The organism is Legionella shakespearei DSM 23087, from assembly GCF_000373765.1.
In the GTDB taxonomy this organism is placed as follows: Bacteria; Pseudomonadota; Gammaproteobacteria; order Legionellales; family Legionellaceae; genus Legionella; species Legionella shakespearei.
The window spans coordinates 46826-72632 of the sequence record NZ_KB892385.1 but is presented as its reverse complement, the minus strand read 5'-3'; the positions used below and the strand labels follow the sequence as shown (position 1 = coordinate 72632).

The window sequence follows — 25807 nt, the reverse complement described above, 5'->3', positions numbered from 1 at the left end:
ATTAATTAGAGAACATCGTGCTTTTATACGGATATTTGTTTCGTTGTGAGTTAACTTAATGTGAGTTTCGGATAAGAAAGTTGTTTGAGCCAGTGTTTACCTCGATCCGTTCGGGCTGAGGAGAGGCGGTAGCCTCGTCTCGAAGCCTTGGCACTGTACTAAGGCTTCGAGACGAGGCTACCGCCTCTCCTCAGCCCGAACGGCATCGAAGTAACGACTGGATAAAACAAGCTTCTTATCCGAAAATCACGTTAAGTTAATGACAGTGAGCCATAACCCGGTCTGCTTGCCTCACAATCACATTCTCTTTTTAGTAGAGACTACTTGAGAGATGGCTTCTTTTGAGGCTTCAGATCGTGATTGTGAAAAAAATGAAGGATTAAATTGCCCGGCCAAAAGAGTAGCTGACTCCGAACCATCCTTCTGTGCCTGCTGACAAAATTCAGTTATTGATTCCTGAGCATTTTGCCCCTGATTTAATTGACACAAGACCAGCAGATAATGAGCAAAGAGTGGATTTTTCAAAGTCACCACTGAGGTATTCAAATAAAATAACACCGATAAGAGCTTTTCATCATGCAGCCGGTAAGAAGACTCTTTACTGCAGGTAAATGTGGATGAACTGTCCGACTCTTTAACGTCTTGTAAAAGACGCATTGCCTCTTGCCAATCCCCTTGTGACATAAGATACACACAATAGGGAAGAATATTATGGCTGCCAGTACCATCGATACTGCGTGCAAAATATTTCTTTGCGCGCTTTTCATGGTGCTGTAACCAATGTAAGGTAGCCAGATTTGCATAAACAGCACCAACCTCAGGATGGTGTTCTGAATAATGCGTCACTCTGGCCTTTAACGCATCTTTTAATAAGCGTTCAGCTTCTTTAAAATGTTCTGGTTGATTCTTATTAATATGCGCCATAGCCAGACTGTTGCGTACTCCACTACTTAATAGCAAGTCATTTTCAGGAACCTGCTTTGCAACCTCGGTGAGTATTTTAATCGCCTCATCAGTCTTCCCCATTTGCCATGAAGCACTGCCTAAATTGTACTTATTAATAATCACCCAACGATGCTGGCTGCCGTGTAGTTCTGTATATTTCGCAACAAGCTCTTTAAAAACAGGTAAAGCAAGAGCGTGCTGGTTGAGATCACAATAACTACAGGCTAATCCTGTTTTTAAGCGTAACTCTTCCTGAGTTGTATCTTCAGGCAATTGCTGTAATTGTTCAAGCAACTCCTGATATAACTTCAAGCCATCAGTAGCACGCCGTAAATCACGATAGAGGCCACCCAGTTCAATCTTCATCCCAATCGTTTTTAAATTATTTTTGCCATAAACCTCTTCTGCAACTGTAATAGCCTGGTGATAATAGTCCAAGGCTTTATTAACATCTCCACGCTCATGATATGTCCCTGCCATTTTATGCAATAGAAGACAAACAGCCTCTTTATCTTTAAGTGCTGCGGCATGATGTTGTAACACGTCCCAATGGCTTAACAGCATAAAGCGCCGTTGGCGGGCAGACATAAAATCCTGATGCTTTTTCTCCTCTTCTGTAGGCTCACATTGCTTCGCCATAGTATGAATAAGCCGTGTCAGTATCTTATTTTTTTCCTCCTCAGACACATTATCCAGAACCATTTGCTGCACCAGACGATGACAGTTATAAACAGTCTGTTCATTACGATAGGAAAAATTAATAAATGAATGTTTTTGCAACTCATGAACTGCGGCATCAAAGTCATCTTCCTTATACTGTTCAAACAGGGCGCGAGGCTGGTTTTCAGCCGCCAGCAAAGAAGAAACAACCAGATATTCTTTGGTTTGGGCAGACAATGTGTCCCATCCCATTTGCCATACAGTAAGCAAGCTATGTGGATATTTATTTTGTCTGATAAGAGCATGTTGCGATTTCATCAATTTGGCATGATTTGTTTTCAGGCGAACCAGATATTCTTTGGCAGAATAACCTATTGCCATCATTCCCCCTGCCTGAACAAGAGCCAGCGGTAAATAATCAAGATATTTTGCCAGTTCTTTTAAATGCAATTTATCCTCGTCTGATACCTCGGCTAACCCATTCTTTTTTGAGTAATGGACAAGCAGTGCAACAGCCGACTCGTCACTCAATGCGTCTAATTGCAAGGTATTTGTTGCTGATAAATGCTGATTGTGGGACGTAGCGATTAGGTGTCCTGCATGACCTGAGGGTAAAAATTGTTTTAGCAGGCTTTGATCTTCAATATTATCGTAAACCAGCAACCAGCCTGGTTGTTTATTCAATACCTTGATGACTTGTTCCGCCAATTGGTGGGATGGTCCCCAACCAACATTAAGCTCCTCTGTCAAGAGGCCACTTTGGTTCAGTTGCAAAGCAATATCACGAAATCCATTCATCAATTGTTCTTCTGATTCCGCATTAAGCCAAAAAGTCATGCGATAATGATGTTGAAATTTCTGCACGTATTGTCTGGTCACCAGAGTTTTTCCCATGCCACCCAAGCCACTAATCACCAAAAAGGGATCCTGCGAAAAATGTAACCGGTCATAAATTGCATCCAAATCAGCTTCTCTGCCGAATAAAGGAATGTCATTGGCTTGAATTAACTGGTTTTGGACTAGTGGCCATGATTTGGATGCGGCCGCAAGTTCACTGTCTTGTTCTTTCAGTCCTTTAAGCACCTTAGCGTGGGATTCACTATGAGCAGCAAACTCCTGCCAAATACTTTTCGCCTCCTGTGCAACAACATCCTGTATGTCTTCGGGCAACATTTGGATGATTACCCTCATCATGGAATCGATATAACTTTGCTGGATATCAGCAGCAAACCCGTTGAGAGCAAACTCCTCAGTTGTAATTGCCTGGTCTGCAGGCAGCATTTGCCTTAGAAATTGACAACTTTCCTGATAGGTGCCGCTCAGCATAATTGGTTTGATAATGTTCTGTTCTGGATGCGCAAGATGTCGCTCTATGGCTTTAGCACATTCATAAGCGACATAATAGGGATGCTCTTTAGTGGACAAACTGCATTTCAGATTATATAAACCGGTACATACCATAAGAATAAAATCTGACTTCTTGACAGCAGACTCCATAAAACGGGTCGGATTTCCCCCTACCTGACTGTCCTTTCTATCAATCAACACCTTAAAACCGCAAGCCGAAAGATCATGAGCCATAGTATGGATGGCCTTGCGAGTCCAGGCCTCCTGTTCAGCCATTGTTTTGATTTGGGTGTCTGTTTCATTAAAGGCAGGATGGGCATAGCTCACAAAAATTGTGGGCATTTTTCTTTTACTCAGATGAAAAGCGATTAACTTATTGATTTGTGTCAGGGCAGTAACGAAAGCGTCCTGGTTTCCACTGCTATGACAAAACTCTTGCTCCAGTACAAGGGCTTTTTCTTTCCAGGACACCATCCTCTTCCCCTATAAAAATTCGCGTAAATTTATCAGCTTTTCCAATAACTCCTGTTTACTGTACACATTCATCTTCCGTTTGATCTGCTCGATAAAACATTCCACTGTGCGGATGGTTACCGACATACTTTCAGCCAATTGTCCGGCAGTTTTAAATTTCAGCAATTGCCGTATACATTCTGTTTCCCGAGGTGAAAATCGTACTTCCTGATTATTAATGTTTAAATGAAGCCTGTTTACTTTCAGAGAAACATCATCGCTGGTAATTTTTAAATTATAGTCATTTTGGGCATTGTATGGTTTTTGGATAAAACATTTATCCCGTTCCAGAGCATTAAGTTCATTACTCATTTTATCTTTAAAATACAAAACAAAATGTTTTAAAAAATTAACGTTATTAATCAGTTTATTGTGCATACTCAAATCATCGGAAGCTCCGGAGAAAAAATAAAACTCTGTCCCCTGCTCACTTTTATTAATAAGGGTAATGCCGTGATCACTATTAAAATAATCTTTGCCATGTCGAATGACCGAACTGTCCATATTGACTGAAGACCAAAGAGAAAGCTCCTCATTATAATTGATTGGAGATCCTTCATACTCACTGGATTTATACAGTTGCAAGGAATAATAATCATCAATCCATTGGGGTTGGGATGATAAATTAATCTGTGCCTGATGTTTAAAGTTTTTTAAATAAGAAAAGCAGGTGATTGATGCCTGCTCAAGGGGTTTTGCCAGTTCAGATAAATCGGTGGAGATTCTCAGAAACTCTTTAATAACTTTATCTTTTTCCATTAGAGGATGTCATAGCCATTTTTGTATCATGGCAACATTGTATCATAAGAATACAATGAGAGCCAATTAAAACCAGAGTATCCCTGCGTTATTTAATCTCTCATCCGTTTATCGGCTTAAAACGGATGCAGTCATTCTTGAGATACAGGTCCTTTTACCCTCTTCGTTAAAGAGATTAATTTCCCATATTTGCGTTGTACGCCCGAGATGTATTGGCTTTGTTATCGCCGTAACCATACCCTCCTTCACTGAGCGTATGTGATTGGCATTAATTTCAAGGCCAACGCAATAAAATTTGCTTAAATCCACAACGGCATTGGCCGCGGTGCTGGCTACGGTCTCAGCCAGTACCACATTGGCTCCCCCATGAAGGATGCCTATAGGCTGCCTGGTTCTCTCGTTTACTGGCATGGTTGCCGTTAAAAAATCATCGCCAATTTCGATAAATTCGATGCCAAGAAACTCAGACATGGTGTTTCTGCCACGCCGATTCAACTCGTCAATTGCAATCTGTTTATTAAACCATATAGACATTTATTGACCTGCATCCTGACACTGGTTTACTGCCTGATTCTGGCAGGCCGCTGGACAATTAATATCATCAGTTTCCTGACATTTAGCCATACACTGATTATTAAACTCGGCGACACAGGCATCTTGATCCTGATCGGCATAAGTTGTAGAAGTCAATGCACACAAAAGTACGATGCTGCTTAAAAGTTTGTTCATAATCCCCGTCCTTGCACTGAGTTAATTAAAAATATTCTACACCAGGTCTTATTTAATTGTTAGAGCACTTAAACTGTTTACCCACTCCTCTTCCTGTACTTCCGTTTGATAGCGGACATCAAGCATTTCCATCTCCAGAAGAGCCTCGTCCAAAGTACCCCGTTTTATGGGATCTGTAAGGTTGGTCAATCGGTTAAACAGGTTTTCCAGTTCCACTTTGATTTTAGCCATCTCGCTTGTCATGGTGTCTTGTTCAGAAAAGGCAGTATTTTTAAACAACCCATCCCATTTTCTTTGTTGATGAAAATTTAACACCCAGGCATAAACCTGTTGTGAAGGCAGTTGCTCCCAATAGATTCCCGGAAAAGAGGACCAATCCCCCCATATCTGGGCAAGTACCAGTCCTGCCGCATACAAATCACTTTGCAGCGTATAAGGCAGTTCTGCTGTGACATTTTGGCTGATGGCTTTCAAAATTTCAGGGGATATAAACTCATAACTCCCCACTATTTTTTTATCAATGACCTTCCCCTCAGCATCCAATGGAGCACTAAAATCCGGATCAATCATTGTGACTCTGTAAGTTTTCAAATCTACCATCACATTTTCAGGCTTAATGTCTCTGTGCAAATAACCACGCTTATGGAATTCGTTCTGAAGTGCGGTGATGAATGCGATACTCAGTTTAAAACGGTCTCCTGTTGTAAGTGTGATTTTATTAGCCTGGCAAAGATCCAGAAGTGAAAATAAATCTATTCCCGGAATTTTTCTCATCACTACAGTGACTTTATCTGAGGAAACAGTAGGTGGTTTGGCATGTAAATGGGGGAAAAATCTGGCTTTTCCTGCATAAGTGGGTACATGCCTCCATTCAGAAGCACTGGTTTCATCATCATCGTAATATTTGACTACGCGTTGCTTTTCTTCATCCAGTGCGGGAGTAAAGGAATAACCGCGCTCAGGAACGAGTTTGCCTAGAGAACAGAAAATTTTTGCCTGACCACCTGAAGAATGCTGTTCCTGGGGTAACACTTCAAGACAGATGCCTGATTTTTTGTCTCGCCAATGTGGCGCCAGGTCATGAGTCAAAGTCACCTCAACGAGTTGAGAATTCAGTTTAAGTTTATATCGACCCTGTTCGATAAGCGGCGTCATTCCCTTTTTGGCTATTAAAGTCTTGATCAATCCCGCAGACCACTCATCACCAGCTTTTATCAGTGTGGGATTAAGTATAAAGTGTTTCAATCTGTTCCCTCTTTAGCTCATCTCCTTGAGGGGGCATGATAATAATCTTCGTGCAAATTCTCAATGATTATTTTATATCCACTGTCTGGGTAGTAGTTAGCAAAACGTTATCCTGAACTGAAGTATCCCCACGAAAATGATTTATTTATCAGCACTACCTCTTCTGTTTGCTTATGCTCTCATTACCTAAAGAAAACCGAGCCGCGACCGTGAGGGAGCGGAACTTTTGGATGTACACCTAATGAGGAATCAACAATGGAGTGCATCGAACTGTTCCGCTTCCTTACGGTCGCGGCTCGGTTTCCGGTGCACGATGAAGTATCTGCGAACGCACGAATACCGAGCTGCGACCGTCAGGAAGCGGAATTTTTGTTGCGGCACAGAGACTGATTTAGTCAAAGTAGCCCGGCTTGCTCGCAACCGGGATGAGAAAGCTTAAGTGTGGCACCATCCCGGCTACAAGCAGACCGGGCTACAATTACACCAAGGTTGCTTCACGCGCATCCAACCTTAGAGGATTGGACTCAGTAAAGCTGGATTTACCGTATTGTCCAATATTCATAGTGCGACCATGAAAGCGATAACGCAGATAATCCATATGATGTCCCAATTTTTCTATACTGTAATTGACCCATTGCAGCATACGATCTAACACGTTAAGTAAAGTAGAGTTATAAACGGTTCGGGGCTGGTGAGAATGCCCTTCTAACTGTAGCCAGCTGTATTTTTTTTCATCTATCTGGATCTGTCCCATTAAAAGCTCATTAAAGACCACCTCTGCCCGCAAGGAATAGTCAGGTTTGGCATGATTAAATTTGTCTTCCAACTGTTTGGGAGTTAAATCTGGAAAGTCCTTTTTTAATTCTGCAATTTTTTCTTTTTTGTAGTGAGAACTGTAACGCTTCACCAGGGTAATCTGTGATTTCACGGCGTCTACGAAAGCACCATTATCATCAATCAGAACATGGCTTCCTTGAAGCATGTTTTTAAATAAAGGGTTATTTTGCGGATCCGGAGTTGTTTGAATGTACTCACTGTTGCATTTTTTTATAGACTGTAAAATAATGACCGCAGCTTCCAGTGATTGCCTGGCAGCCACATGTTTTTTATTCTGCGGATCATATAGAGCCTTTTCTGAAGGCAGCCAGTTATAGACATGCTCCAGGTTTCCTTTTATGGAATGTAACATGGGATTATGAGGATCAGCTGCAAATAATTCATGTAATAAATCATTAGCCAGAATATAATGCTCTCGTTCAGTTTTTGACATGGACACACCAAAAATATCAAAAAGAAACATATTGTATCACAAATGAACCAATAATTGCGGGTATAATAAATTCATTGTACAATGGGTTGCCACAAAATTTAAATTATGGAGTTTTCTCAATGTCTTTCGATATAAATGATTTTTTCCTGAAACACTCTGGCCCTACCGGTCAATCAATTGACAAACTGATCGCCGAGCACCCTGAACACTATGGCCCAGTATTTTTTAAGCCCTACACGTCACTTGGTAATTTTGCTAAAAGAGCAGCATATATAGCTACAGCGCCTGTCTTTTTGTCTGTAGTTGCCCTTGAAGTAGCAGCACTGACCCTAATTTCAGGAATACGTGCCGTTTATAATTTAGTAACTCTGGATATGGCAAATGCAATACTCAATGCTCAACGGATGTTAGTTAGTGTTCTTGCTACTGCTATTGCCCTGTTTGCTGCGGCTGTAAGTCCTTTGGTTAATTCTGTTGATTTGGTTGGCAGCCTGTTTGTTAAATCCGAAGCAACGCAAAATGACAGCAGTTCGGAAGAATCTGAAAATAGCGCGTCAACTTCTACAGAGGAAGAAGACTTATCTGATCAAGAAAGTTCTGATCACGTACCAGCGTTTCAACCCTGATAATCGGATAGTTAATTGCTCAAGGATGAGCAATATCCTCTCTTCATGCCAATCCCCTTTTGTACTGCCTTATAGCTCCTTCCAATCATAAAGCGAATGCAAAACCAAATACTCTATTGCTAATACTGCCAACTTATTGTACAATAATGCGTCACTCAAACTTAACTTTGGAGCTTTAACCATGTCTTTCATTGACGATATGAATGAATTTCTGCTTGTACATTCAGGAACCACTGCGCAGGCAATTGCTAAATTAATTAGCGATGATCCCGAAAAATTCGGCCCAGTCTTCTTTCAACCTTATACTTCTACAGGTAATTTCTTTAAAAGAGCAGCATATGTAGCTTCCGCTCCAATATTCCTGAGCATATTTACTGCTGAATTGATGATCTCAAGCCTGATAATAGCCTTGGATGCGGTTTTCAATTTGATAAAAATGGACACTAAGACAGCTAAAAGCAGAGGCGAGGATTTATTGATCTGTACTCTTTTTACAGTAGGTGCTGGACTCGCTGCATTAGCAAGCCCGTTCATTAATGCAGTCGATTTAGTCGGCAGCTTATTTGCCAAATCAACAGATGAACAGCAAGAAGAAGCCCGTTCTGAATATGCCCCCTCGTAAGTAAACTCGAAATAAATACGTCGCTCAAGGATGAGCATTCCTCATTTCATTGAAAAATCCCTGGTTAATTTTTCAGGTTCATCCGATTGAACTGATGACTCATGATTCCCCTTCCTTAAGAATTGTTTAAGATTGATAGTATATAATTACTGTAAACTACTTATTTGAACTACTATATGAAAAGCATACAGGAAATCAAAGAATTATTGCAGGCGCTGGGCAAACCAGGCCATGTATCCAAAGACGCTCTTGCCTTTGCCTTACATTTAAAAAAAATGGATCGCCTTGAAAACAACATAGAATTTAATGCTTTTGCCATGCAAGATGATGAGGTGGAGGAGTTGGGAAATAGTATTGCAGACCTGATAAGTGAATGTACAAAAGACTTTCGCTTTCAGATTGCCTACGCCAATTGGGATAACATAGTGAACCACTGGTCATTTTTAGAGTTTGATTTTAAAGGTTCAGAAACACCCCCTACTTTAAATATACTGGTCTGTGATCCTTTGGGGTTGAAGCAATCCACAGTGTTGGCGACCAGATTAAGTAATACACTGGGATTTGGTTTTTTGAGCAAATACTGCAATTTAACTGTTTTTCTTGCTACGGATACACTACAGCAAGCGGGAAAAACCTGCCCTTATTTTACTCTCGACAGTGTCGCCATGCTTTCCAACCAGGATGAATTTGTAAGCACTTATGAATACATGAGTGAACATCAGAACCAGGAGGCAACCAATAAAACGCTCCAGGAGCTAGACTCTTACCGTCAGGCAGTTTCTTCTGGCGTTGAAGATCCTTCCGAACTGGATGATGTCTATAATTTTAAAGTCATTGTCAGTAAGCTGCCCGTAAGGTTAGCCAGAACAAAGCATGATGTTGCAGCATTACAGGCACAGTCAGAAAACAATATGGAAATAGTCAACCGAAAGCAAGAAACCTTCGCCAGTTCAGTACAAAGACGACTGATTTATATAGAAGACCGAAATCATATAGCGTCGCTAAGAAACTTACGCACCAATTTAAAGATGAAAAAATGGGAAGATAGGGTGGGATTACTTGAAGACCAGGAACTGAATAACTTCGAACAATCTGTAGCAGATCACAGTCTCAAGGGATTAGCCGAGGCAGTTAAAGGAATGCTGACGAATACTCTGACTCCTAAATAAATACGGGCTACAACACTGGCACCATGTCGCTTGCAGGAGATCCTTCGCGCAAAAAAACGCGCTCAGGACGACGTGGATCGGGGAAGCACTCCGACATCTCTCGGCTTGTCCGAGGTATCCAGGGCTTCAGGGCAGAAACACTGTCCCTGCCAGGATAACTGTTCCGCTTCCTCACGGTCGCGGCTCGGTTTTCGTGCGCTCGTAGATACTTCATCGTGCACCGGAAACCGAGCCGCGACCGTGAGGAAGCAGAAAATTTGTTGCGGCACAAAGCCAGATTTAGCATTGATGCAGGACATAAACCAAGAGGTGATCAAACCTCGGTTCACAGGACAACGTACCCCGGGGGATAACCTGGATCAGGCAATGATTCCCTATATTTTACAACCAGTAATTAAACGTCTACACTTTATAAGTGCCTTAATTACAAGGAGTTAATTATGTTATATTGGGCCTTGATTTTCTTAATAGTAGCTATTGTTGCGGGTGCCTTTGGCTTTAGAGGCGTTGCATCTACCGCTACGCAAATCGCCAGAGTACTGTTCTTCTTATTTATTGTTATCTTTTTAGTATTGCTGGTTATGAATTTACTTGCTCCAGGTGCTGCACCGGTTGTAGCAGTCCCTCAATAGAAGCTTTATCCCGTATCAGGCATAAGCCGTGATACAGGATCGCACTGCAAGTTAAGCGCCACTCCGCCGTCCCGCGGCTTGTCCGCGGGATCCAGAAATGTCACTCTGAGCTTAGATCTCTGGATCCCGCGGACAAGCCGCGGGACGGCGGAACTCCTAAACTCAATGACCGTGAGACGGGATAAAACCATATCAAGCTTGCTCCACCCTTCCTGTATGCAATGAGGATATCGCCGGTGCTGACATAAACAAAAATCCCACTACCCCTAAAGCCAAAGTGATTGGGATAACCCCTATTCCATAAACAAAAGCCTGAGCCTCATGAATGCCGCCATTCGTGTTAATGACTAAACCAATGACACTATGGAATGCGTAGCCAAACATCATGATAATCATATTGGCAATCGCAGTAGCCAGACCCGCCAGATTATCTGGCACACAGGTAGAGACTTTATAAATCACCAAAATCTGATAAGAACAGCACACCCCTACCAGAATAAAGCCCAAGGTTATTCCAGACACCGTCATGACACCCAGTACAAGGCCGGTAAAAATGACACACATAATTACCCCTGCCGCGATAACAGTACCTATATAGTAACCCGTTTTTTCTGCAATCAAACTTAAAACCGGCGCACCAAAACACATGCCTACATAGATCATGGAAGGCAGATAGCTGGCCGTTCCAGCATTAAGGTCATAAGCCTCTTTCAAAAACCCGGAACCCCATACATCGGAAAAGCCTTCTAACGGTCCCAACATTAATCCTGCAAAACAGCACAGCATAATAATGGTTTTGTTGGTAAACACCGCCTTGACATCAGCTAACACCGAAGATGCAGGTACTGCTTCAATTTCCGGAACAATAAAATAGGTTAAGCAAGCCAAACCTAAGCCAATGACCACAAAAATCTCTATAACTGCCTGATAGCCCAGATTAGCAGAAAGAGCACTAACAGGCCCTCCACCGTAAACAGCACCAATTAATCCTATCATTACAGAAAAACTCAGCATGCGTGAAAAGTGTTCTTCTTTAAATGCCATGCGTATGATTTTAAAAACACCCAGGATTGCCGCAGAAGAACCTATCCCGATTAATGCTCGACCTATCAAAGGATAAACCCAGTGTTCGGCGAAGACTATAGGCAACATTCCAATTACTGTCAGTAAAATACATCCCGACATAATTTTTCTTGGACCAAACCGGTCCAGCATAATGCCTATAGGCAAGTGCATTAAGGAATAGCCAAGATAATAAACCCCGGAAAATTGGCCAAATGCCGTAGCATCGATATGAAACTGCCGGGTAATATCATCCAGCATAATGTTTGGCATGACCCGTAAAATATATTGATAAGCATAAAAGACCGATGCAATGATCCATACAAACCAGGCGGTAAATCGTGACTTGGACATTATTTCTCCTACAAAAAAACAGTGTGCTCTCAATATGAGCATATTTTACCCTTGTTTATTTGAAATTAAATTGCTTATATTGCTATAAAATTTTAATTTATTGAGTAAAAATATCTTATTTAATGATATTATTAGTCAATAATGCTAATATTTTATATATCCCTGTTATATTATGCTCAGGAGTTACATGATGATCTTGGATCGTATCGATAAAAAAATCCTCGACATTTTACAATCCAATTGTCAAATCAGTAATCAGGAATTGGCAGATCTGGTAGCCTTGTCCCCTTCACCCTGCCTGCGCCGGGTAAAACTTCTCGAAGAACATGGCTATATCAAGCGACAGGTAGCCATTTTAGAACCAGAACAATTAGGCTTGCAATTGACCGTTATTGTCATGGTTGGCCTGAACAACCACCAACATGCAGTGATGAGCGCTTTTGAAGACACAGTGCGTTTTCTGCCCGAAGTGGTTCAGTGTTATTTAATTACTGGCCAATCCGCTGATTACCTGTTGAAAGTGATGGTACCTGACCTGAAAGCCTACCAATCTTTTTTATTAAACAAATTAACTGCTATTCATGGCGTGGATACCGTCCATTCAAGTTTTATACTTCGTTCTGTTTGCGAAACGACTGCAATCCCTTTGGATCATCTCGATTAGGGTTCTGTAACAGGAATTAACCCTTTACTCAAAAAAAGACTATTATTAAAACTGGTTGGTGTTACAGGATGAGAAATTAATGACTAAAAGCAATCAGACTGTATTTATCGTTGATGATGAAACAGAGGTAAGGGACGCATTGAGATGTCTTTTTGAATCAATCCAATTACCTGTTGAAACCTATGAAACTGCGGCTCTTTTTCTCGAAAAATACCCTAATGCCAGCCAAGGATGCCTGATTACAGATGTCCGCCTTTCAGGGATGAGCGGCCTTGAACTACTGGAACAATTGAACACCCAAAATAGCTCTTTACCTGTAATTATCATCACAGGTTACGGAGACATTCACATGGCTGTACGGGCGATGAAAGCTGGGGCCAAAGACTTTCTGTTAAAACCCTTAAATGACCAATCACTCTTAGAAACAGTACAAAACTGCATGAGCCAATCTGAAGATTTAAGCTCCTTGGAACTCATTAATGAGCGCATTAACAGTTTGTCATCGCGAGAGTTGAATATTATCGATTTGATATTGGACGGTAAATTAACTAAAGAAATAGCTTATGAACTCTCAGTATCTATATCAACAGTTGAAGCTCACAGAGCGAGTATTATGCAGAAAATGCACGCCAGAAATCTTGCTCAACTGATCAAACTTTATCTTCAGGCAAAATTTGCCAGAGGCTACCCATATAATTCTCAGGGATAAATTTCACGAAAAGGAATGTCACAATGTCATCTGATTTGGAAAAGCGAGTGGATGAATTAAAAACTGAATTAACGGGCTACAAATTAAAAAATAAAATGTTAACTCAGGAACTTCTTTCTTTAAAAAAAGAGCTGGCTCAAGCCAGACAAGAGCCCAAAGCGGATAAGAGCACTTCACATCCAATGTGTTCTGCCACGGTCCTCGCTCATGAAATGAACCAGCCCCTGACAGCCATTGCCGCTTACAGCCGTAGTTGCCTCCATATCATAGCGAATCAGTTAATGGATAAAGATATAAAAAAGCATCTGCTGGAACCTCTGGAAAAAATTGCAGCACAGGCGGGATTAGCAGGTGAAATTATCCATAATATGAATAAATTAATGCATGCAGGAAACTGCAATGTTGAAAAAACCGATATTAATCAGCTCATTCAAGACACTTTGGTTGTCCTTAACGATGAAAACGCTCAATTAACGATAAAGCTTGATTTAATGGATAATCCACCCACAATAATGACTAATAAAATTCACATCATGCAGGTAGTGCTGAACCTTGCTCGCAATAGCATTGAAGCCTTAAACAATGCGTCAGAAAAAAGACCGGAAATAACCATTAGAACAACATGTTCTCAAGGTTTTATTCAAGTCCATGTCCGTGACAATGGACCAGGGATACCGCCAAAACTCGGAAAGAAAATATGGAACAATTATTTTACGACAAAACCCAATGGTACCGGTATAGGGCTTGGAATCTGCTGTACCCTGATAGAAGAGCATGGCGGAGAGTTAAGCCTGCATGGGGATAACAACACAGGAACCTGGTTTATGTTTACTTTGCCCATCAATACTCAAGACAAATCTGGCGATAAGTTAACTTGTTGTTATCCTTAATTCCCTAGGGAATTCCTTAATACAAACCGACCAGATTATGAACTAATCTTAACAAGACTAAGACTTCAGGGACTGTGACAGTCTTATTAAATCTCCATAGAAATTCTGATTTTAAGCTCTGGTTTCTATGAGTTTTTTCTTCAACAAGGAGAGCAAAATGAATACCAATATAGTCAATGCGGATGATGTTATCGGTGTCAATGTCGAAAACATCCAAAATGAAAGCCTGGGTAAAGTGGAAGCAATTATGCTCGATAAAACCTCAGGACAAGTTGCTTATGTGGTTCTGTCTTATGGTGGTTTCTTAGGGATGGGAGACAAACTCTTTGCCCTGCCCTGGAGCATATTCTCTTATGATGCATCAGAGGATTGTTTCAAAATTCCACTGGATAAAGAAAAACTGAAAAACTCCCCAGGATTTGATAAAGATCATTGGCCAGACATGTCCAATACCACCTGGAGAAATTCCATTAATACTTATTATGGCAGTGGCAGAACCCACATGTAACGTAAAGCCGCCAGTTTTCTGGCGGCCTCTATGTGCTTTTTTTAGGGGGAATATATCGAAATGTACCATTTTAAACAAAATAACACCCCATCTGTACATTAGCGAGTTCCTTTGCGCTTTTTCAAAAGATACATACCGGCCAATTCAAGAATATAAGTCATCAAATTCATGGTTTTCAAATTTTTTGACTTCATAAAACGGGTTCCCTTAATTCGGGCTAAGACCAATCGCAGTAATTTCGCTTTTAAATAATAACCTAACAACCTATAAAGCATCAGATTTTCCTTACAACAGTTAACACTTATATTATAGCACACTCCCCCGTCCGTGCCCCTTCTACTCACGTCGTCCTGAGCGCGTCTTTTGGCGCGAAGGACCTCCTGAAAGCGGCATGGTGCCAGTATTTGGAGATCCTTCGCACCAAAAGACGCGCTCAGGACGACGTGAGTAGAAGGGGCAGGGACAAGCCGCGGAGACTACGGAGCCCCTTTATTCAGTAGAGCGAGAGCCTGCCACATTTTAAGTTTCAATCCTTAATTTAACGTCAGTTCCGGATAAGAAAGTTGTTTGAGCCGGTCATTACTTCGATGCCGTTCGGGCTGAGGAGAGGCGGTAGCCTCGTCTCGAAGCCTTAGCCTTAGCACCATACCAAGGCTTCGAGACAGCGCTGTCGCGCCTCCTCAGCCCGAACGGCATCGAAGTAATGACCGGCTCAAACAACTTTCTTATCCGAAACTCACGTTAACTTAATGGCAGTGATCTTGACGCCTATGGCGGACCACCACGAGTTAACAACAAAACAATCAATATAATAACCAGTAATCCTACGCCGCCACTAGGATAATAACCCCAGCCGCTACTGTAGGGCCAAGTAGGTAAGACTGCCAGTAAAATGACAATCAACAAAATCAATCCAAGTAAATTCATCATTAATTCCTTTTTAAATTCATCAAGTAAAATGACTTAATGGTACATCCTGCACACTCATCAGAATCATCTGCTTCATGTGTTGCTCAGGGCCATAATAACTCCCTGATGAATAAAACCTAATCAGGTTTATCATTTAATAATGGAATAATTTATCCATTCCCTCAATGAAGGTATTCCCGCGCTTATCAGGGAAAACCACAAGAGAATGGTCTATAGGTTTAACGAGAATTACGTCCCCTTTCTGCTTCCATGACAAAATGCTGCTTGATTAATTGTGCGGTGGTTTTGACTTGCATTTTACCCATTAGCGCAGACCGATGCGCCTCAACTGTAGATAACGAAATTGAAAGCTCACTTGCAATTTGTTTGTTCAATTTGCCTTCATATATTAAATCTAAAATCTGATGTTCTCGGGGAGTAAGAGTATCATAACGACTGTCAACATCGGCAAAAGAATGGTTACCAAATTCAGAGGTGTCATTAAGATATCTGTTCACACTTTCTAACAATGATTGTGGATTAAAGGGTTTTACAATAAAGTCTTTAGCTCCAGCTTTCATAGCAGTCAATGCCGTAGCAATATCTCCAAAACCCGTCATCATAATGATGGGAATTCTGTCTTCGTGTCCATTAAGCCATTCCAGTAAATCAATGCCCCCCATTCCCGGTAGCCTCACATCAACCAGGACACACGCTTTAACCTTAACAGGATTAGCTTTAAGAAATTGCTCTGCTGTAGAAAAGGTCTCTACAGTCAAATGAACTGTTTCAAAAAGAAACTTCAAGGCGTCACGTACTTCTGCCTCATCATCAATGATATAGACAATGCCATTACTTGCATTGTTATGTGCATTTACTTTTATCATTTTGGATATCGCCTAAAAGTACTGGGTCAGCAATTATTGCCTGCCGGCTTGATAAAATCAGGAAACAGCTGCTCTCACGAATAATATTAATATATAGACTAAATAAAGAAATCCTGCCAACCAGGTTGGCAGGAAAATAGATTAGCGAGTGGGTTTGTTACGATCAGTTCTTTGCTGATGTTCTTCATTCCCAGTGGTTTTGCCTTTATGGACAGGCTCCTGAGGCTTATGAAAACCATGTTGCTGTTTTTTCTCCATTCCATCTTTTTTATTTTTTTGATCGTCGCGGATATTTTGTTGAAAATCCCTTTTATCTTGATATGGCTGAGTCATTTTAAATCTCCTTATAAAATTTATGTCCAACTTCAGACTCTGTAACCTTAGTTGTGGAAGAGTAGATAAGCAAATGTGAAAAATGGAAAAAAGAGGGATTTAAAATTTAAAAGAAAAATAAAATGACTAAAAAACAAGGTATTAGAGTTAAAAACTGAGGTTTTCCCCAGAAAACATAAATAAACCTTAAATGCAGGATAAAAATATCAGTCCAATCCGGATTAACAGTTCCAATTGGGCTCACTACCATCAAGTTAAAGAATTCCGCCGTCCCGCGGCTTGTCCGCGGGATCCAGGAATCTCACTCCGAACTTAGATCTCTGGATACCGCGGACAAGCCGCGGGACGGTGGAGCAGCGCTTAACTTAATAGCAGCGCTGATCCGGCTCTCCCCACATTAACTATTTATGCTTGTAATGTGGACTCCTGTTTATATTCTTTGTCAAAGCGCTTAATAACGTCATTTAACAAATCCAAAATCGTGCCATGATTTTCTATTCTCTGCTTATCCGACAAAACCTGAATCTTAAAAAAGCCAGCGCCTACAGTAACAGGACCAGGGTTTTTACTTAAATCATACTCAAGAATTTTAAGCACCAGAACAACCGATTTTAATAACAATTGATGCTCCTCAAACTCATCAATGCTGTCCAAATAGACATTGATTGCCTCGAGCAGTTGCTTTTGAATACTGTCCAGACCCGTTAAAGTCGACATGATTGATTGAAACGACAGTGATGTTGGTAAATTATCCAGCGCCTCACGCAATCCTGTCAAGGCGTTCCTCTCTCCTTCGCTTAGAGTAGTGCACTCCTCCGAGCGTTCCTCTTCGCTATCATCTACACCTAAAAGCTCATCAATCAATAGTTTGCCAAGTTCGATGGTTAATGGCATTTGTCCCGTTTTACAGCCATTATCATCTTTTACATGATGATTATTAATTGTCTTTAAAGAGGGGACTTGTTCCAAATAATCAGCGACCATGCCTAAAGTTAAACCCATAAACATTCCTTGTTTAATTGTTACTCATTTATACCCGTTTAGTTGTACCACAAAAAAATGAGAGAGGGAAAGGAATTTTATTTGGCATTCAATCCTGCCAGTTAGACCTGATACGAGCAGGATCGTAGCCCGTATTAGCGAAGCGTAATACGGGAAATAGAAACTCTCAGGACGACGTTTACTTAGCAGTATCCTGCTTTTTATCTTCAATTGTAAACCCGGTGATTTTGAGTTGGCAGGTGTCTTCTTCACTCACCGTCATAGTCACCAGCTTATATTGTTTGACGTTCTCATGAGCTGCCAGCAATACCAAAATCAATGGCAGTTGAATTTTCCATGCCATTTGATTATTCAACAGGCCTTTTTGAACAATTAAAGGCCCTCCGTCCATTCCCACCGAAGTAACCAATTTCTTTTCTACAACAAGATTAACCAAACCTGATTGGTCAAAATTTTGCTGATATGTTTTGTACGCAGTATCGCTGAAATAATGCTGTGCTTGGGGTAGTTGCTGCTTGTAATTCGCAAAATTAAATGAATAGGAAGCAAGCATGGCTTCATACGCCCAGGCTATCACATGGTGATCAGAGCGTTCCGGACATTTGGCATGGAGATTGAGTGTGCAGAGAGAAAAAATGAGGCTTAGAATTATTTTGTTCATCCTTGGTCCTTAATTGAGGTTCTTGAATAATTATAGGCTGGGATTTTATCGAATACCATATATAAGACACCTATCCAATTTTTGACACAACAGGATAAATTAACTACACTTTTTAATAGGTGATATGGCCTACCTTGCGTACATGCCTGTCACTTCCAGGCCACTTTCATGTGGCCTTTATCTTTTCAAATCTTAAGTCAGTGCCCTTTACCAAGGAGCTTGCGATGGGTTTAAATCAATACCATAAGAAAAGAGATTTTGCTAAAACACCAGAACCTAAAGGTACTGTTAAAGCAGATGCTCATCGTTTGTTTATTATCCAAAAACATGCAGCAAGCCATCTTCATTATGATTTCAGGCTGGAACTGCATGGCGTATTGAAGAGCTGGGCTGTACCAAAAGGTCCCAGCCTGGACCCACAGGTCAAACGCCTTGCCATACATGTAGAAGATCACCCGGTAGAATATGGGCGTTTTGAGGGCACCATACCCAAAGGGCAATACGGCGGAGGCACGGTGATGCTATGGGATAAAGGCACATGGGAACCTTTGGATAAAAACCTGGATCATGCTTATGAAAAAGGACATTTACGCTTCATCCTGCATGCCGAAAAATTACACGGCCGCTGGGATTTGATTCGTTTGAAAGATGAAAGGAATTGGTTCCTGATTAAATATGACGATGAATATGCCTGCCCTCAAAGTGAATACGACATTACAGAAGATTTAAATAAGAGTGCTTTAACACATCAGACTATGGATCAAATAGCCCGGCATTCTGAAAACGTCTGGACTCATGGTGGACTTGAAAAAAATGAACCCCTGATACAGATTCCCGATAGAATAGATAAAAGCCCTTTTCCAGAATTCTTCTCTCCTCAATTGGCAACTCTGGTCGATAAAGTACCCAAAGATACCCAATGGCTTTATGAAATCAAATTTGATGGTTACAGAATTTTAACGTTTAAAAAAGGCTCCGAAGTCCTGCTGAAATCGCGCAATAACATTGATTGGACTAAAGATTTATCCCCTGTAGCAGAGGCGGTAAGCGCATTGGCAGTAAATAATATAGTGCTGGATGGTGAAGTGGTGATTCTGGATGAGCAGGGAAAATCAGATTTTCAGCTATTGCAAAATTATATTAAAAACCCCACAGAGGGGAGTCTCATTTATTTCCTTTTTGATATTTTGTATTACGACCAATACGATTTAAGGTCATTGCCTCTGGAAGAGCGTAAGGCAATATTGGAAAACATATTAAAAGATGCTCCTCCCATGCTGAAGTATAGCGATCACCTCCTTAATGAAGGCCAGGCAATGTTTGAACACTCCTGTAACTTTGGCCTGGAAGGAATTATAGCCAAACACAAGGACAGCCCCTACACCTCCAAAAGAAGCAAAGAATGGTTAAAAATCAAATGCTTGAAAAGACAGGAATTTGTCATTGGCGGATACACCTCTCCCAAAGGAGAACGCACCGATTTTGGTGCCCTTCTTTTGGGAATATATGATGATGGGGCACTGCGGTACTGCGGAAATGTAGGGACTGGATTTAGTGAAGCATCCTTAAAGGAATTACATAAACTGTTATTAAAAAATGCAGCGCAATCCAACCCGTTTAACACGAAACCACCAGGCTATTCGCAAGCTCACTGGGTAGAGCCTATACTCGTAGGTGAAGTGGAATTCACCGAATGGACTAAAGATGGCCATCTAAGGCATCCCAGTTTCAAAGGACTGCGCATGGATAAAAAAGCGACTGAAGTGAGAAAAGAACAGGAAACTCCGTTAAAAGAGGTAACCGCAAAGTCTCTGAAAACGAAACAATCAGCAGGGAATTTTGCTATTACTCATCCGGATAAAATCCTCTATCCTGAAGATGGAATCACAAAACAGGACGTGCTGAACTACTATGAAACGATTAGTGATTACATACTCCCCTTTCTCTCTGACCGGCCATTAACACTGCTGCGCTGCCCCTCAGATTATAACGAGTGCTTTTATCAACGCCATTATAATAAAACCACTCCCAAAGCCCTCCACCCCATTGAAGTAGAGAGTGATGATGGGAAAGAAGAATACATTTATCTGAACAATAAAGACGGCCTTTTAAGCCTGGTCCAAATGGGCGTTTTGGAAATTCATCCCTGGGGAAGTACCATTCAACATATGGAATTGCCTGATATGATCATCTTCGATCTGGATCCAGGCCCTGATGTGGCCTGGAGTCAGGTGGTTGCAGGTGCACTGGAAGTACGCCAGCATTTGGCCAAATATGAATTGGAATCTTTTGTTAAAAGTACGGGAGGTAAAGGCTTGCACGTGGTGATACCTATTCTTCCTGAATACGAGTGGGATGCTGTGAAAGATTTTGCCCATATTTTTGTGCAATTTCTCGAACAGCTTAAACCGGAAGAATACACCAGCAATATGAGCAAAGCGAAAAGGAAAGGAAAAATATTTGTCGATTATTTAAGAAACCAACGTACCGCCACAGCCATTGGCAGCTATTCAACCCGCGCCCGAATTCATGCCCCGGTATCGACTCCTCTGGCCTGGGACGAATTAAGTGACCGTATTGAAGACAATACTTACACCATTAAGACCCTCCCTCAACGATTGAAGAAATTAAAAGAAGATCCATGGAGCGATTTTTGGAAAATAAAACAATCATTGAGGTTGGATGAATTGGAGTAGATAGATCTACGTCGTCCTGAGTGGCGCTCAGAACGATGTGGATCTGGGAAGAGGCTACCTGATGAGTCAAAATAAATGGACAATATTTGACCAAAAACCATCTATCAGTCTAAAATTAATCTATCCAGCACACAAATACCTTATCCCTGGTTTCGGATAAATCCTTTGTCAGATACAGGAGCCAAGATGCCAAGATCAATCTGGAATGGTGATATTTCTTTTGGAATGGTATCAATCCCTGTTTCATTAGTTTCCATCGAAGAAAACAACGACATTCACTTTCATTTGCTTGATTCCAAAACCAGAGCACGTGTGCGTTATCAACGGGTAAATGAAGAAACGGGGAAAGAAGTCCCCTGGAAAGATATAGTCAAAGGCTATGAATACGATAAAGACAGCTTTATTGTTGTCGATGAAAAGGAGTTTGAAAAGGCAAGCCCCGCATTATTTAAAACCATAGACATAGAAGAATTCGTGGATTTAAACGACATTGACAGCCTTTATTTTACCAAACCCTATTATCTTGTCCCTGACAGCAAAAATAAAAAGGCCTATGTATTGCTGAGAGAGGCATTGAAAAAGACAGACAAGGTAGGTGTGGCAAAAGTCATTATTCGCACCAAAGAGTCTTTAAGCCTGATTCTTGCCCACGATCACGCCCTTTTGCTTTATTTAATCCACTTCAAAGACGAATTACGTGATGAAGAAGAATTGAACCTGCCCAGAGAAGCTTTAAGCCAATATAAAGTGACTGAAAAGGAAGTCAAAATGGCTACCGAGTTGATAAAAGACATGACAGCCAAATGGAAGCCAGAGAAATATCACAATGATTATCGTGAAGCCTTACAAAAATGGCTGGATCAGCAAATGAAAAAACAAGCAAAATCAGGCAAAAAAGTAACTCAGAAAGTCAAAAGCTCTGATGCCGTGGTGGATTTTATTTCCCTGTTAAAAGACAGTATGAAAAACAAAAAAGAAGCCACACCAAAACGCAAAACCTGATAGCCTTGATGCAGCCTGTAGCGCCTAAAAATTCCGCTCCTTAACAGTCGCGGCTCGGTTTTCTGGTGCACGATAAAGTAAATACAAACGCACGAAAACCGAGCCGCGACCGTCACGAAGCGGAACAGTTATACTGGCACAAACTTTATTTCCTGCACTTGTACATGATCCCGGCTGCAAGCAGACCGGGCTACGAATACATCCTGACGGCTATGGATCAATCTAAACCCGCAACTCCACCCTGCTCTCACTACTTTCATCTTTTTTACCAGGACGATGAAACGAGAACGCATTAACCTGGCTGCTTTGGGATTGCTCTGACCGATAAGGCTTCAACAGTTCCGGAGATTCTTTTGCCCAGGTATCAATTTGTGCTTTGAGTTTGGGTAAGATCGTTTCATATAAAACCAGAGCATCCACTTCTATACTGTGACGCTCAACCTCTTTAGTTTTACGGCCGGGACCGCTTTCTGCAGCTTCCTCTTGCATTGACATTGCCGCACTCTCGGGCACGTAGTGAGATCCAGAACCATAACCATCACCTTCAATCGCAGTGATATCTCCATGACTTTTGAAATAGCCAATGAACTTATCCGCATTAGCCTTGGTCATGTCTTTAAAACTAAAAACAATGCGGGTACGGTCATAACCGGTCTTGAATTGTGATTTGAGTGGCATCGTGCTAATACCCGCCATTTTCAACAAGGTTTCTTCCAGAATATTGGAATCCTTGGCAGTAAGGCCATGTGACAGTAAATATGCGGTCAAATCGCTATGGAACTTAACTGCGGCAATAGCTGATTTAGCGCGGGTGTATTTAGAGTAGTTATTCAAACCATCATAAATTAAATCAATAGTGGGCTTTAACCCTTCCTGCTGACGCATGTTGGGATGTGATACAAAGAATTTGTCCAGTTTAGCCACAGATGCCAGCAAGTATACATATTATTGCGGCTCTTTTTCTATTCCAACCAGCGCGCCTCTTATCCCAAACAGAATGCGGCTTAATGATTTCGCTTTATGACTTAAGGTTTCAATCGCATCAATTTTATTTAATTCAGCTAATAACTTGGTAGCTGCTTTTTCGATTTGTTTGATGGTCATTGATTCCAATATAGGCTTTGATTCAATTTTATAACCATCAAATTGCGATGAGCCCTGTTCCAGATTAGATTTAACGAAAGATTCAAACAGCGGTACAATTTTTCTGAATAAAAGATCTTCGCTTATCTTCAAATCCTCGCCAATCATTGCTGAATCAACAGGAATTTCAAAAAAAGCCAGAATTTGCCTGTATTCTTCTACTGTCACAGAAGGAAGGGTAAGCGGCAGGTACTCTTTATCATTGCCACCAAATTTCAGAGTCTCAAAGCCTCCCTTGCCTCTATCTCCAGGAATCCCTAATAGCTGATGCAACACTACATCATTAAAGAGTTCCGTATCGACACTGATGTCGTATTGGATGAGAAACTTCTGTAATCGGTCTAGCAAACGGGTTTGTAATTTTGGCATTATCTACTCCTTGTAAAACCATTTTTGAATCGAGTCCTATCCCTTCCCGATGTTTGCGGCATTTGCGCGGTCACATTATGTGCAAAATAAAAAAATTAAGCAACAGGTCAACTTCTGCCCTTTTTGTTATTATCCTCTGCGTGTTACACTCATCCTTCTCAAAATCTGCCATTGATTCATGTCCCGTATAAGAAAAATTATCCATATTGATATGGATTGCTTTTATGCCGCAATTGAAATGCGCGACTTCCCTGAACTGGCGAATAAACCTATTGCCGTGGGAGGAGACGCAAAACGCCGTGGTGTTATAGCAACCTGCAATTACGCCGCCCGCAAATTTGGCGTGCGTTCGGCAATGCCAACAGCAAAGGCACTTAAACTCTGCCGCCATTTAATCCTGCGCCCGGTTCGTATGGAGGTATATCAACAGGAGAGCTACTACATCAGAGAGATTTTTGCGGAATACACGGATCTTATAGAACCCTTGTCACTGGATGAAGCGTATCTGGATGTTACTGATTCAACCCAATGCCACGGCAGCGCCACCTGGATTGCCGAGGAAATACGCGCTCGCATTTATCAGACGCGAAAACTCACCGCAAGTGCCGGCATTGCCCCCAACAAAAGCCTTGCCAAAATTGCCAGCGATTGGCATAAACCGAATGGCCAAATGGTTATCAAACCAGAAGATGTTGCCACATTCATCATCGATTTACCCGTACGCACACTCTTTGGCGTAGGCCCAAAGATGGAAGCCAGACTGAATGCCTACAACATTAAAACATGTGCCGATCTGCAACAACACTCAATAGAATACCTCTGCACTGAATTTGGCAGCATCGGAGAGCGATTGTATGAATTAGCCAGAGGCATTGATAACCGTCCAGTCAATCCTGAACGCATACGAAAATCAATCAGCGTTGAGGAAACCTATGTTCAAGACTTACCCGATATAGGTTCCTGTCTCGCAGAGCTGCCAGATCTAATTACCCGGCTTGAAGCAAGAATACAGCGTGCTGGCGAGATACACGGTATTCAAAGCTTATTCGTGAAATTAAAATTTAATGATTTTCAACAGACCACAGTTGAGCGGGTGAATGATAAGCTCGATTCCAGCATTTTACGTCAATTAATTGAAGAAGGCTTTTCCAGGCAGAACCTGCCCGTGCGCTTATTGGGTGTAGGAATTAAGCTGAAACAGGGAAGCCTGAACGAGTCGATACAACTGTCATTACTTGATCTATGAAACATCATTGTCCGAATACCACTGAAAATGGTCCGCTACTAACCAGATGAAATAAAAAGATCTGGCTATAATGCCTGAGTTTTTATCGGGCATTTGTTTCACAATTTACAGGAGTTTTTATGGAAGCGACAGCTCTCTTCTTTTACAAAGATTCGGCATATGAACAAAAAGAATCACTGACTATAGTATTTGACGACTTAAAGATAAACCTGAGTTATAACCTGAGTTGCGAGGGGTTTAGCTATTATACGATTACCTTAAATGATAAAGACAAGCTTCCTTTATCTGAGCTTATGCATGCTAAATCAAAAGAGCTCTTTATTTTGATTAAAGGGTTAAAACTGCAAGATCAAAGAAATGCTTCAGTAACATTATCAGAACAGCAGTTAAACAAAATAATTGATTTCTTGTCTACGATTGAGCCAGAACATTTTTATAATGAAGTAGAACTAAAATGTTTTACTGCCATTAAAAGCAGTTTAAACCGTATAAAAAACCGCGAATTTTCATGTGAAGCAGAGAAAATGAGTACGTTAACTCACAAAGTAAAACAACTCGAAAACACCGTGTTTCAATTGACCCAACAAGTAGAGTCCCTTCAGAAACTGGTAAATGCCCAACTATCTGATACCAACTCTTCAAAGGAATATGCAGTGGGCTTTTATAAATAAATCATACCCAATCCGAGCCGCGACCGTTAGGGAGCGGAACTTTTATAAGGCACGGAGCCTGCTATCACTCACTCCATGACAGGTACAAAAAACAAAGTACGTGCCAGTATAACTGTTCCGCTTCCTAACGGTCGCGGCTCGGTTTCCGTGCTTTCTTATTTACTTTATCGTGCACCAGAAATCC

Annotated in this window: 27 protein-coding genes; 12 read left to right on the top strand and 15 right to left on the bottom strand. The window is 41.3% G+C overall.

The genetic code is table 11. The features are described from left to right. Positions 1–297 precede the first annotated feature (297 nt). The 6 genes from B094_RS0103355 to B094_RS0103330 form a co-directional block, all read right to left on the bottom strand. Entirely contained in the window at positions 298–3426 is a 3129-nt protein-coding gene (locus B094_RS0103355) for a tetratricopeptide repeat protein (protein WP_018576384.1), read from the bottom strand. 9 nt (positions 3427–3435) lie between these two features. Further along, positions 3436–4224, bottom strand: a complete 789-nt coding sequence (locus tag B094_RS0103350; protein ID WP_018576383.1) for a helix-turn-helix transcriptional regulator — start codon at positions 4222–4224, stop codon at positions 3436–3438. 108 nt (positions 4225–4332) lie between these two features. Then, complete coding sequence (locus tag B094_RS0103345) at positions 4333–4758, bottom strand: hotdog fold thioesterase (protein WP_018576382.1); 426 nt, start codon at positions 4756–4758, stop codon at positions 4333–4335. Continuing rightward, positions 4759–4953 carry a hypothetical protein gene (locus tag B094_RS15630; protein ID WP_018576381.1) on the bottom strand — a complete coding sequence of 65 codons (195 nt, stop codon included), beginning with the start codon at positions 4951–4953 and terminating at the stop codon, positions 4759–4761. Positions 4954–5001: 48 nt separating this feature from the next. Beyond that, positions 5002–6198: a protein kinase domain-containing protein gene (locus B094_RS0103335; RefSeq protein ID WP_018576380.1), complete on the bottom strand. Its 1197-nt coding sequence runs from the start codon at positions 6196–6198 to the stop codon at positions 5002–5004. A gap of 478 nt (positions 6199–6676) precedes the next feature. Beyond that, positions 6677–7468, bottom strand: a complete 792-nt coding sequence (locus B094_RS0103330; protein WP_155823549.1) for a hypothetical protein — start codon at positions 7466–7468, stop codon at positions 6677–6679. Positions 7469–7587: 119 nt separating this feature from the next. On the opposite strand from B094_RS0103330, the gene B094_RS0103325 reads away from it, so the two are divergent. From B094_RS0103325 to B094_RS0103310, 4 genes are all read left to right on the top strand, one after another. Further along, entirely contained in the window at positions 7588–8094 is a 507-nt protein-coding gene (locus B094_RS0103325) for a hypothetical protein (protein ID WP_018576378.1), read from the top strand. 199 nt (positions 8095–8293) lie between these two features. Then, positions 8294–8716, top strand: a complete 423-nt coding sequence (locus tag B094_RS0103320; protein ID WP_155823546.1) for a hypothetical protein — start codon at positions 8294–8296, stop codon at positions 8714–8716. A 176-nt stretch (positions 8717–8892) separates the two neighbouring features. Then, a complete protein-coding gene (locus B094_RS15625; protein WP_018576376.1) occupies positions 8893–9885 on the top strand; it encodes a hypothetical protein in 993 nt (330 codons plus the stop codon). Between the two features lie 440 nt (positions 9886–10325). Next, on the top strand, positions 10326–10517 hold the full coding sequence (locus B094_RS0103310) for a DUF1328 domain-containing protein (RefSeq protein ID WP_018576375.1): 192 nt from the start codon (positions 10326–10328) through the stop codon (positions 10515–10517). A 192-nt stretch (positions 10518–10709) separates the two neighbouring features. Here B094_RS0103310 and B094_RS15620 read toward each other — a convergent pair whose 3' ends face one another. Continuing rightward, positions 10710–11933: an MFS transporter gene (locus B094_RS15620; RefSeq protein WP_018576374.1), complete on the bottom strand. Its 1224-nt coding sequence runs from the start codon at positions 11931–11933 to the stop codon at positions 10710–10712. A gap of 190 nt (positions 11934–12123) precedes the next feature. Between B094_RS15620 and B094_RS0103300 the strand changes: the two genes are divergently transcribed. From B094_RS0103300 to B094_RS0103285, 4 genes are all read left to right on the top strand, one after another. Continuing rightward, the gene (locus tag B094_RS0103300) at positions 12124–12597 is read left to right on the top strand and encodes an Lrp/AsnC family transcriptional regulator (protein WP_018576373.1); all 474 of its coding nucleotides are present in this window, start codon (positions 12124–12126) and stop codon (positions 12595–12597) included. 79 nt (positions 12598–12676) lie between these two features. Next, entirely contained in the window at positions 12677–13306 is a 630-nt protein-coding gene (locus B094_RS0103295) for a response regulator transcription factor (protein ID WP_018576372.1), read from the top strand. Positions 13307–13329: 23 nt separating this feature from the next. Then, positions 13330–14196 carry a sensor histidine kinase gene (locus tag B094_RS15615; protein ID WP_018576371.1) on the top strand — a complete coding sequence of 289 codons (867 nt, stop codon included), beginning with the start codon at positions 13330–13332 and terminating at the stop codon, positions 14194–14196. A gap of 157 nt (positions 14197–14353) precedes the next feature. After that, positions 14354–14704: a PRC-barrel domain-containing protein gene (locus B094_RS0103285; RefSeq protein WP_018576370.1), complete on the top strand. Its 351-nt coding sequence runs from the start codon at positions 14354–14356 to the stop codon at positions 14702–14704. Between the two features lie 98 nt (positions 14705–14802). Here the strand turns inward: B094_RS0103285 and B094_RS17240 are convergent, their stop codons facing one another. From B094_RS17240 to B094_RS0103255, 6 genes are all read right to left on the bottom strand, one after another. Continuing rightward, complete coding sequence (locus B094_RS17240) at positions 14803–14979, bottom strand: hypothetical protein (RefSeq protein ID WP_018576369.1); 177 nt, start codon at positions 14977–14979, stop codon at positions 14803–14805. Between the two features lie 493 nt (positions 14980–15472). Continuing rightward, on the bottom strand, positions 15473–15634 hold the full coding sequence (locus B094_RS16715) for a DUF3309 family protein (protein WP_237762322.1): 162 nt from the start codon (positions 15632–15634) through the stop codon (positions 15473–15475). Between the two features lie 218 nt (positions 15635–15852). After that, positions 15853–16500 carry a response regulator transcription factor gene (locus B094_RS0103270; RefSeq protein ID WP_018576367.1) on the bottom strand — a complete coding sequence of 216 codons (648 nt, stop codon included), beginning with the start codon at positions 16498–16500 and terminating at the stop codon, positions 15853–15855. Positions 16501–16641: 141 nt separating this feature from the next. Next, a complete protein-coding gene (locus tag B094_RS0103265) occupies positions 16642–16833 on the bottom strand; it encodes a hypothetical protein (protein WP_018576366.1) in 192 nt (63 codons plus the stop codon). 405 nt (positions 16834–17238) lie between these two features. Next, a complete protein-coding gene (locus B094_RS0103260; protein WP_018576365.1) occupies positions 17239–17835 on the bottom strand; it encodes a hypothetical protein in 597 nt (198 codons plus the stop codon). A gap of 178 nt (positions 17836–18013) precedes the next feature. Next, positions 18014–18496: a DotI/IcmL family type IV secretion protein gene (locus B094_RS0103255; protein WP_018576364.1), complete on the bottom strand. Its 483-nt coding sequence runs from the start codon at positions 18494–18496 to the stop codon at positions 18014–18016. 224 nt (positions 18497–18720) lie between these two features. Between B094_RS0103255 and ligD the strand changes: the two genes are divergently transcribed. Together ligD and ku are read left to right on the top strand one after the other, a co-directional pair. Beyond that, positions 18721–21192: a DNA ligase D gene (gene ligD, locus B094_RS0103250; protein WP_018576363.1), complete on the top strand. Its 2472-nt coding sequence runs from the start codon at positions 18721–18723 to the stop codon at positions 21190–21192. 186 nt (positions 21193–21378) lie between these two features. Continuing rightward, a complete protein-coding gene (ku, locus tag B094_RS0103245) occupies positions 21379–22194 on the top strand; it encodes a non-homologous end joining protein Ku (protein WP_018576362.1) in 816 nt (271 codons plus the stop codon). A 222-nt stretch (positions 22195–22416) separates the two neighbouring features. On the opposite strand, the gene B094_RS0103240 is transcribed toward ku, so the two are convergent. Continuing rightward, on the bottom strand, positions 22417–23118 hold the full coding sequence (locus tag B094_RS0103240) for a hypothetical protein (RefSeq protein WP_155823540.1): 702 nt from the start codon (positions 23116–23118) through the stop codon (positions 22417–22419). Positions 23119–23139: 21 nt separating this feature from the next. After that, positions 23140–23706, bottom strand: coding sequence for a hypothetical protein (locus B094_RS0103235; protein ID WP_018576360.1), 567 nt, complete (start codon positions 23704–23706; stop codon positions 23140–23142). A gap of 178 nt (positions 23707–23884) precedes the next feature. On the opposite strand from B094_RS0103235, the gene dinB reads away from it, so the two are divergent. Both dinB and B094_RS0103225 read left to right on the top strand, forming a co-directional pair. Continuing rightward, positions 23885–24952, top strand: coding sequence for a DNA polymerase IV (gene dinB / locus B094_RS0103230; protein WP_018576359.1), 1068 nt, complete (start codon positions 23885–23887; stop codon positions 24950–24952). Between the two features lie 119 nt (positions 24953–25071). Then, a complete protein-coding gene (locus tag B094_RS0103225) occupies positions 25072–25623 on the top strand; it encodes a hypothetical protein (RefSeq protein ID WP_018576358.1) in 552 nt (183 codons plus the stop codon). Positions 25624–25807: the final 184 nt, after the last annotated feature.

What these genes read in the sequence shown, in the direction of transcription:
- B094_RS0103270 (WP_018576367.1), bottom strand. Translation starts at nt 16,500, where the DNA reads ATGATAAAAGTAAATGCACATAACAATGCAAGTAATGGCATTGTCTAT.
- B094_RS0103225 (WP_018576358.1), top strand. Translation starts at nt 25,072, where the DNA reads ATGGAAGCGACAGCTCTCTTCTTTTACAAAGATTCGGCATATGAACAA.
- B094_RS15615 (WP_018576371.1), top strand. Translation starts at nt 13,330, where the DNA reads ATGTCATCTGATTTGGAAAAGCGAGTGGATGAATTAAAAACTGAATTA.
- B094_RS0103355 (WP_018576384.1), bottom strand. Translation starts at nt 3,426, where the DNA reads ATGGTGTCCTGGAAAGAAAAAGCCCTTGTACTGGAGCAAGAGTTTTGT.
- B094_RS0103330 (WP_155823549.1), bottom strand. Translation starts at nt 7,468, where the DNA reads ATGTCAAAAACTGAACGAGAGCATTATATTCTGGCTAATGATTTATTA.
- ku (WP_018576362.1), top strand. Translation starts at nt 21,379, where the DNA reads ATGCCAAGATCAATCTGGAATGGTGATATTTCTTTTGGAATGGTATCA.
- B094_RS0103325 (WP_018576378.1), top strand. Translation starts at nt 7,588, where the DNA reads ATGTCTTTCGATATAAATGATTTTTTCCTGAAACACTCTGGCCCTACC.
- ligD (WP_018576363.1), top strand. Translation starts at nt 18,721, where the DNA reads ATGGGTTTAAATCAATACCATAAGAAAAGAGATTTTGCTAAAACACCA.
- B094_RS15620 (WP_018576374.1), bottom strand. Translation starts at nt 11,933, where the DNA reads ATGTCCAAGTCACGATTTACCGCCTGGTTTGTATGGATCATTGCATCG.
- B094_RS0103320 (WP_155823546.1), top strand. Translation starts at nt 8,294, where the DNA reads ATGAATGAATTTCTGCTTGTACATTCAGGAACCACTGCGCAGGCAATT.
- B094_RS0103285 (WP_018576370.1), top strand. Translation starts at nt 14,354, where the DNA reads ATGAATACCAATATAGTCAATGCGGATGATGTTATCGGTGTCAATGTC.
- B094_RS0103350 (WP_018576383.1), bottom strand. Translation starts at nt 4,224, where the DNA reads ATGGAAAAAGATAAAGTTATTAAAGAGTTTCTGAGAATCTCCACCGAT.
- dinB (WP_018576359.1), top strand. Translation starts at nt 23,885, where the DNA reads ATGTCCCGTATAAGAAAAATTATCCATATTGATATGGATTGCTTTTAT.
- B094_RS0103235 (WP_018576360.1), bottom strand. Translation starts at nt 23,706, where the DNA reads ATGCCAAAATTACAAACCCGTTTGCTAGACCGATTACAGAAGTTTCTC.
- B094_RS0103300 (WP_018576373.1), top strand. Translation starts at nt 12,124, where the DNA reads ATGATCTTGGATCGTATCGATAAAAAAATCCTCGACATTTTACAATCC.
- B094_RS0103345 (WP_018576382.1), bottom strand. Translation starts at nt 4,758, where the DNA reads ATGTCTATATGGTTTAATAAACAGATTGCAATTGACGAGTTGAATCGG.
- B094_RS0103255 (WP_018576364.1), bottom strand. Translation starts at nt 18,496, where the DNA reads ATGAACAAAATAATTCTAAGCCTCATTTTTTCTCTCTGCACACTCAAT.
- B094_RS15625 (WP_018576376.1), top strand. Translation starts at nt 8,893, where the DNA reads ATGAAAAGCATACAGGAAATCAAAGAATTATTGCAGGCGCTGGGCAAA.
- B094_RS16715 (WP_237762322.1), bottom strand. Translation starts at nt 15,634, where the DNA reads ATGATGAATTTACTTGGATTGATTTTGTTGATTGTCATTTTACTGGCA.
- B094_RS15630 (WP_018576381.1), bottom strand. Translation starts at nt 4,953, where the DNA reads ATGAACAAACTTTTAAGCAGCATCGTACTTTTGTGTGCATTGACTTCT.
- B094_RS0103260 (WP_018576365.1), bottom strand. Translation starts at nt 17,835, where the DNA reads ATGGGTTTAACTTTAGGCATGGTCGCTGATTATTTGGAACAAGTCCCC.
- B094_RS17240 (WP_018576369.1), bottom strand. Translation starts at nt 14,979, where the DNA reads ATGCTTTATAGGTTGTTAGGTTATTATTTAAAAGCGAAATTACTGCGA.
- B094_RS0103295 (WP_018576372.1), top strand. Translation starts at nt 12,677, where the DNA reads ATGACTAAAAGCAATCAGACTGTATTTATCGTTGATGATGAAACAGAG.
- B094_RS0103310 (WP_018576375.1), top strand. Translation starts at nt 10,326, where the DNA reads ATGTTATATTGGGCCTTGATTTTCTTAATAGTAGCTATTGTTGCGGGT.
- B094_RS0103265 (WP_018576366.1), bottom strand. Translation starts at nt 16,833, where the DNA reads ATGACTCAGCCATATCAAGATAAAAGGGATTTTCAACAAAATATCCGC.